Consider the following 6,687-nt stretch of genomic DNA (forward strand, 5'->3'; position numbering starts at 1 on the left):
TTGGTCGTGCTGCGCCCGCCCCCGGGGGCGGGGGTGCTTGGGGGGGGGGCGCGGGGCCCCCGCGGGGGGGGGGCCCGCCCCCCCCCGCGACGGCGTCGACCACGGTGGCGACGGGCGCTGCCGTCTCCGCTGTTCCATAGGTGGTGGTTTCGGGCGCCTCGCCCGCTCGGGCAAGGACGGTGGACCGGGCTCCCATCGGACTCCCCCTTCATCCGGTTCGTGGAGTCCACCCTGCGGTCCCGCTCCCCCCGGCGCCCAGGTGTGCCCGGCACACACCTTCGCCCCCCGCGTGCCTACCGGACCACCGACAACATCGCTGGCCAGCGCCTTTTCCGCAGAAGAAGGGTGGTGACCAGGTCACCACCCCTCCCCTGCGCCGTCCGGAGCGTCAGCTTCCGGCCCCCACCGGCTCCGCCGCCGCGGCGGCCCCGCCCGGCCCGGACCCGTCCACGGAACCGTCCGCTCCGGCCATCCGCCCCGCCTCGGCCGCGATCATCTTCTCCATCGGGTCGGCGCAGCTTCCGCCGCCGAGGACCATCGCCACCAAGATGGCCACGACCGTCATCACCGTCCCCAGCCAGACCATGGTGTCCACGGGCAGGGTGTACGCGCCGACCACCTTGAGCACGCACTCGGTCAGCAGCGCGGTCCCCCAGATCACCGAGAACCGCCGCTCGGCCCGCCGGAACGCAGCGGATTCCGCCTGCAGCCGGTCCCAGGCGGCGTCCCCGGCCGCGCTGCCCTTCGTCACAAAGGGCTTGAGGCCCGCCGTCATCAGCGGCCGCTTCGACCGCACGGAGAGCAGGATGACGATCCCGACGGTGCTGCTCACCGCGCTGTCCTTGGCCATCATCAGCCGTGCGTCACCGGCCACCGCGGTCATCGCCAGCCCGACGACGTTCACCACGAGGATCAGCAGTGCCAGACCGTTGACCCGGCGACTGGCGACCAGGTCCCACACGGTCCGCAGGGCCGGCACCACACTGCTCCAGCCCAGCGCCGCCACCGTGCTGAGCCCGAAGCCGTCCTTGAGGACGTAGTACGAGGCGATCGGAATCCCCGCGTCCACGATCAGCGGAACGAAGCTCCGCAGCACGTCCTTCCCCGACATCTCCCGCGTGCCCGGCTCCCCCGGCTTGCCCTGCTTACCCTCGGCGACGGACTGCTTCGAACTCACGGCTTTCTCCCCCAAAATGAGACGGTGACCAGCTGACGGCGTCCCCGGTGCCGACCTGCGCGCCACCGTCCTCCGCAACGTCCTCAGCTTCCCGCACGGCTCCGCCCGGCCGACAGCCCCGTCTGTCCTGCCTTCCCCGTGACATTTGTCAGTGGGGAAGGCCCACCCGTCGATGGGGGAAGGCCCACCCGTCAGTGGGAGGAGGCTCCTTCCCGCCGGGCCGGGCTCAGTTGACCTCCACGTCGTCGAAGAGGTCCGGCGCAGTACCGGGAGAGCGCCGCGGTCAGTTACGGGCGACGCGCAGCGCATCGCCCAGCGCCTCGGCGAGCCGCCGCGAGAGATAGCGGAACTCACGGTCCGGCACCTTCGGATCGGCATGCATCGCCCGTGCGTGGCGCAGCAGTTCCTCGCCGATGTCCAGTTGCATCTCCTCGATGCTGTCGGCGAGGTCGGACACCGGCCCGCCCGCAGCGTCGCTGATCAGGAAACAGGACCGGTCGTCCGGCGTGGTCCAGGGCAGCAGCCGCATCCGTGGAGCGCCACCTTCGGAAGCATCGGGCAACCCCGAACGCTCGGAAAGTTCGGATCCTGGTGGTTCGTTCATCATGCGGACAAGCATCTGTACGCGCATCTAGCCTGGCCACAGGAACGGCGCAACTGTGCGTCACCACGCTGCAACTGTGCGAGGTGTGCGATGCCCCACAACGACGAACCACCCGTCACCCTCAGGATCTTCGGGAAGCAGTCCCGCTTCCTTCGTGAACAACGCGAGATGACGCGCCGCGAGCTGGCCGACCTCATCCCGTACTCCGAGTCCCTCATCGCGATGGTCGAACGCGGCGAGCGACCACCGAAGCCGGGTTACGTCGACGCGGTGGACGGGGCGCTCGGCGCGAACGGCGTACTGCGCGTACTGATCCCCGATGTCGCGGAGAAGCACCATCCGGCGTGGGCCGAGGAGTACGTGAACCTCCAGGCTCAGGCGCTGGCGTTGCACGTCTACTCGACGCACTTCCTGCACGGGCTGTTGCAGACGGAGGAGTACGCGCGGGCGGTGTTCCGGTCCCGCCGCCCGAGCCTGGACGACGACGAGATTGAAAAGGTCGTTCAGGCCAGGCTGCTCACACAGGAGCTGCTGACGCGTAAGCCTCCGTGCCGGATCACCTTCGTTCTGGAGGAGCCCGTGATCATGCGGAAGATCGGTGGACAGCGAGTCTGGGAAGGAGAGTTGAGGAACCTCCTCAAGCTCGGGGAGCTTCACAACGTCCAGATCCAGATCATGCCGCTCTCCCGGCAAAACCACGCTGGCGCAGACGGCCCAATGACCCTGTTGGAGACGCAGGACCACCACACAGTCGGCTACGTCGAGGGTCAGCAAGGGAGCTACTTCCTGACAGATCCCGACGACGTCAGCGTTCTGAGCCACCGGTACGGGACAATCCGATCGCAGGCCCATGACGCCGAAGCGTCGCGAGCCTTCATTCAGCGTCTGCTGACAGGAGAAGCACGAGAATGAACACCGAACTGGCGTGGTTCAAGAGCAGTTACAGCGGCGGTGACGGCGAAGCATGCCTCGAAGTCGCCGTCGCCTGGCGGAAGTCCAGCTATAGCGGCGGCGAGGGCGAAGCCTGCATAGAGGTCGCCACCTGCCCCCACACCGTCCACATCCGCGACTCCAAGGACACCGCGCTCCCCCACCTCACCGTCACCCCCGCCGCCTGGGCGTCCTTCCTCGCGTACGCGCAGGTCGCACCGGAAGCCGTCTGAGCGGACACCGGTGGGGCGGCACCAGGTTCCGCCCCACCGACCGCCGGTGACCCGGCCGACTACCAAAGAACCCGGGGAAAGAACCCCACCCACCTACCGCCGCCTTCGCCGCCCAACTCCTCACCCCATCAGGTGACTTGGGCGCGGAAGCGTCCGGAATGCGGTTACGCTCGCCGCAGTCAGAGACCACCACAACAACCGCACGTGACTCCTCCCCCGGCCGAAGCCGGGGGCTTCTCGCTATGCCGGTGCGGCGTCGCGACGGACCAGCCCGGCCCGTAGAACGTTGATCGCGCCCACCGTGTCAGCGTGCGCCTTGTGGTCGCACGCTCGACAGTGGAACTCTTTCTGGGTGGGCCGGTTCTCCTTGGCGGTGTGCCCGCATTCGGGGCACCGCCGGGAGGTGTTGCGGGGGTCCACTGCCATCACTTCCCGTCCGGCGCATTCTGCCTTGGCGGTGAGTATCTGGAGGAACACCCCCCATCCGGCATCGGCGATCGAGCGGTTGAGTCCGGCCTTCGCGCTGGCCCCGTTGGGCAGGAAGCTGCCTGGTTCTTCGGGGTCCGGCTCGGGTGCGGGGGCCTTGATCATGTTGCGGATCTTGAGTTCTTCGTGCGCGATGAAGTCGTGTTCGCGCACGAGGTCAAGCGCGGTCTTGTGGGCGTGGTCCAGGCGCTGGCGGCGGACTTTGCGGTGCAGCCGGGCCACGGTTTCCACGGCCTTGCGGCGCCGCTTGCTGCCGCGCTTGCACCGGCTGAGGGCCTGCTGCGCGGCTTCGAGCTTGGCGGCGGCTTTGCGGCCGTGGCGGGGGTTGGGTACGAACTCGCCGTTGGAGTCGGCGAGGAAGTTGGCTATGCCCATGTCGACGCCGACTACGGAGCCGGTCTGCGGAAGCGGCTCGGGCTTGGCCTGTTCGGCGGTCAGGATGACGTACCAGCGACGGCCTTCCCGCTTCACGCTGATCGTCTTGACCTTGCCGGCCACCGGCCGGTGCTGGTGGACCTTGACGTGTCCGATGCCCTGGAGGCGGACGCGGGTAACGGGGTCGTGCGGGGCAGAGGCCCAGCGGCAGCCGTCGCCGTCCTTGGGAAACTCCACGGTGTCGAACCGCTTGCCCGAACGGAAACGCGGATAGCCCGGCTTCTCCCCGGCCTTCACCCGCCGGAAGAACGCGGCGAACGCCTTGTCCAGGCGTCGCAAGGTCGCCTGCTGCGAAGAGAACGACCAGCGGCCCTGACGCTCGGGGTCGAAGGCACGGATGTCCTTGAGCTGGGCGGACTGCTGCCCGTACCGGATCGTCGTCTTCGAGGCGTGCCGGTAGGCGTCGCGGCGCTCCTGCAAGGCTCCGTTATAGAGCGAGCAGTGATCACGCAGCATCTCGGCGAGTGCGCCTTGCTGGCCCACGGTGGGCCGCATGAGGAACTTGTACGCACGGATCATCAGGCCCACCCCCTTCCACCGCTCAGCCCCCGGTTACGCCCCCGCCCGCGCCCGCCGCTCCGTGGTGGCGATCGTGGCCGAGCCGACGACGCGGGTGCCGTCGTAGAGGACGATGGCCTGGCCGGGGGCGACGCCGCGGACCGGCTCGGTGAAGGTCACCCGGAGCTCGGTGCCGTCGACCAGCTCCGCGGTGACCTCGGTCTCGCCGCCGTGGGCGCGCAGCTGAGCGGTGTACGTGGCGGGGCCGGCGGTCGGCGGGCGGCCGCACCAGCGGGGGCGGATCGCGGTGAGGCCGGTGACGTCGAGGGACTCGGCGGGGCCGACCGTGACGGTGTTGTCGACCGGGGAGATGTCGAGGACGTAGCGCGGCTTGCCGTCCGGGGCCGGGTGGCCGATCCGCAGGCCCTTGCGCTGGCCGATCGTGAAGCCGTACGCGCCCTCGTGGCTGCCGAGGCGGTTGCCGGCCTCGTCGACGATGTCGCCGGTGGCCGTGCCGAGCCGCTTGGCGAGGAAGCCCTGGGTGTCGCCGTCGGCGATGAAGCAGATGTCGTGGCTGTCCGGCTTCTTGGCGACGAACAGGCCGCGCCGGGCCGCCTCCTCGCGGATCTCCGCCTTGGTCGTCTCGGTGTCGCCGAGCGGGAACAGGGCGTGCGCCAGCTGGCGGTCGTCGAGGACGCCGAGGACGTAGGACTGGTCCTTGGCCATGTCGGAGGCGCGGTGCAGCTCGCGGCTGCCGTCCGGGCGCACCACGACCGTGGCGTAGTGGCCGGTGCACACCGCGTCGAAGCCGAGGGCCAGCGCCTTGTCCAGCAGCGCGGCGAACTTGATCTTCTCGTTGCAGCGCAGGCAGGGGTTCGGGGTGCGTCCGGCCTCGTACTCCGCGATGAAGTCGTCGACGACGTCCTCGCGGAAGCGCTCGGCGAGGTCCCAGACGTAGAAGGGGATGCCGATGACGTCGGCGGCGCGGCGGGCGTCGTGCGAGTCCTCGATCGTGCAGCACCCGCGGGCGCCGGTGCGGAAGGACTTCGGGTTCTCGGACAGGGCGAGATGCACGCCGGTCACGTCGTGGCCGGCCTCGGCGGCGCGGGCGGCGGCGACGGCGGAGTCGACACCGCCGGACATGGCGGCGAGTACGCGGAGGCGGCGGGGGGCGTCATCAGTCATAGCCAGTCCAGGGTAGACGGAACCGCCGACAGTGCGGAAAGCGTTAAGCAGCGCATGGGGAAGAGCAGGGTCGGGGAGCCGGCCGCCGAACAGCGGGACAGGGTCGGGAAACGGCCGGACGAGCGGGGCGAGGGCGGGGACGACGAGGGCCGGGACGTCCCGCGGGACGAGCGGCCGGACGACCGGGGCGAGGCGGGAGAAGAGCCGGGCGGGCGGCGGGGCGCCGCGGCGGGGCTCACCCGGCGGCGGGCGGTGTGGCTGGCGGGCGGCGGGGCGGTGGCCGCCGGGGCCGTGGTGGCGACCGGGTGGGACGAGCTGCGGCACTGGTGGTGGCAGCTGCCGGGGAACGACCTGCCGCGGCGGGCCGGCGAGGTCGACCACCGGGGCGCCCAGTGGGTGGCGGCGTCCGGGGCGAACTACCGCCGGGCCGACCGGCCCGCCGACTACCCCGTCGACCGGGTGGTCATCCATGTCGTCCAGGGCAGCTACGCCACCGCGCTGCGGGTGTTCCGGAACGCCGACCACGAGGCGGCGGCCCACTACGTCGTCCGCAAGGACGGGCACATCGCCCAGATGGTGCGGGAGCTGGACGTGGCGTTCCACGCCGGCAACCGCGGCTTCAACGAGCGGAGCATCGGCATCGAGCACGAGGGCTTCGTCGACCGCCCGGAGGACTTCACCGACGCGATGTACGCGTCATCGGCCCGGCTGACCGCCGATATCTGCCGCCGTTACGGCTTCCCGGCCGACCGGGAGCACATCGTCGGCCATGTGCAGGTGCCAGGGACGGACCACACCGACCCCGGGCCGCACTGGGACTGGGACCGCTATCTGCGCCTCGTCCGGGCGGCCGGGCGCGGACCCGGATCCGCCCAGAAGCGGCGCTCCTAGGGCGCTTCTGACGGATCTCCGTGGAGGAAGGAGCGGCGCCTGGTGCGTGCGATCGCAAGGCGCCGGGATGTCTTCATAGCGGAGCTATGGGGGCATTTCGGCAACGCCGCGAGCGTGCGTGCCAGGCGCCGCGACGCCGCGGAGATCCGCCCAGAAGCGCCCTAGGGGGTGTCTTCAAATGATCTCGGGTGGTGGACCATGGTCGGGTGATACGTCGCCATGAACTATCCGATGCTGAGTGGGAGTTC

7 protein-coding genes are annotated in these 6,687 nt (G+C 70.2%); 3 read left to right on the forward strand and 4 right to left on the reverse strand.

From position 1 onward, the window contains the following. Positions 1-388: 388 nt before the first annotated feature. Positions 389-1,111: a VC0807 family protein gene (locus AB0E02_RS39175; RefSeq protein ID WP_362149560.1), complete on the reverse strand. Its 723-nt coding sequence runs from the start codon at positions 1,109-1,111 to the stop codon at positions 389-391. Between the two features lie 349 nt (positions 1,112-1,460). After that, entirely contained in the window at positions 1,461-1,706 is a 246-nt protein-coding gene (locus AB0E02_RS39180) for a hypothetical protein (RefSeq protein WP_362149550.1), read from the reverse strand. Positions 1,707-1,871: 165 nt separating this feature from the next. On the opposite strand from AB0E02_RS39180, the gene AB0E02_RS39185 reads away from it, so the two are divergent. Then, positions 1,872-2,693 (forward strand): helix-turn-helix transcriptional regulator, encoded by an 822-nt coding sequence (locus tag AB0E02_RS39185; RefSeq protein ID WP_362149552.1) that lies wholly within the window; start codon positions 1,872-1,874, stop codon positions 2,691-2,693. After that, the gene (locus tag AB0E02_RS39190; RefSeq protein ID WP_362149554.1) at positions 2,690-2,944 is read left to right on the forward strand and encodes a DUF397 domain-containing protein; all 255 of its coding nucleotides are present in this window, start codon (positions 2,690-2,692) and stop codon (positions 2,942-2,944) included. Before AB0E02_RS39185 ends, AB0E02_RS39190 begins: the two co-directional genes overlap by 4 nt. A gap of 240 nt (positions 2,945-3,184) precedes the next feature. Here AB0E02_RS39190 and AB0E02_RS39195 read toward each other — a convergent pair whose 3' ends face one another. Both AB0E02_RS39195 and mnmA read right to left on the reverse strand, forming a co-directional pair. After that, positions 3,185-4,384 (reverse strand): transposase, encoded by a 1,200-nt coding sequence (locus AB0E02_RS39195; RefSeq protein ID WP_362149562.1) that lies wholly within the window; start codon positions 4,382-4,384, stop codon positions 3,185-3,187. Between the two features lie 33 nt (positions 4,385-4,417). Continuing rightward, positions 4,418-5,548 carry a tRNA 2-thiouridine(34) synthase MnmA gene (mnmA, locus tag AB0E02_RS39200; protein WP_362149556.1) on the reverse strand — a complete coding sequence of 377 codons (1,131 nt, stop codon included), beginning with the start codon at positions 5,546-5,548 and terminating at the stop codon, positions 4,418-4,420. A gap of 54 nt (positions 5,549-5,602) precedes the next feature. On the opposite strand from mnmA, the gene AB0E02_RS39205 reads away from it, so the two are divergent. After that, positions 5,603-6,439, forward strand: coding sequence for an N-acetylmuramoyl-L-alanine amidase (locus AB0E02_RS39205; RefSeq protein ID WP_362149558.1), 837 nt, complete (start codon positions 5,603-5,605; stop codon positions 6,437-6,439). Positions 6,440-6,687: the final 248 nt, after the last annotated feature.

Origin of the sequence: Streptomyces sp. NPDC048196 (assembly GCF_040652715.1) — a bacterium.
GTDB lineage: Bacteria > Actinomycetota > Actinomycetes > Streptomycetales > Streptomycetaceae > Streptomyces > Streptomyces siderophoricus.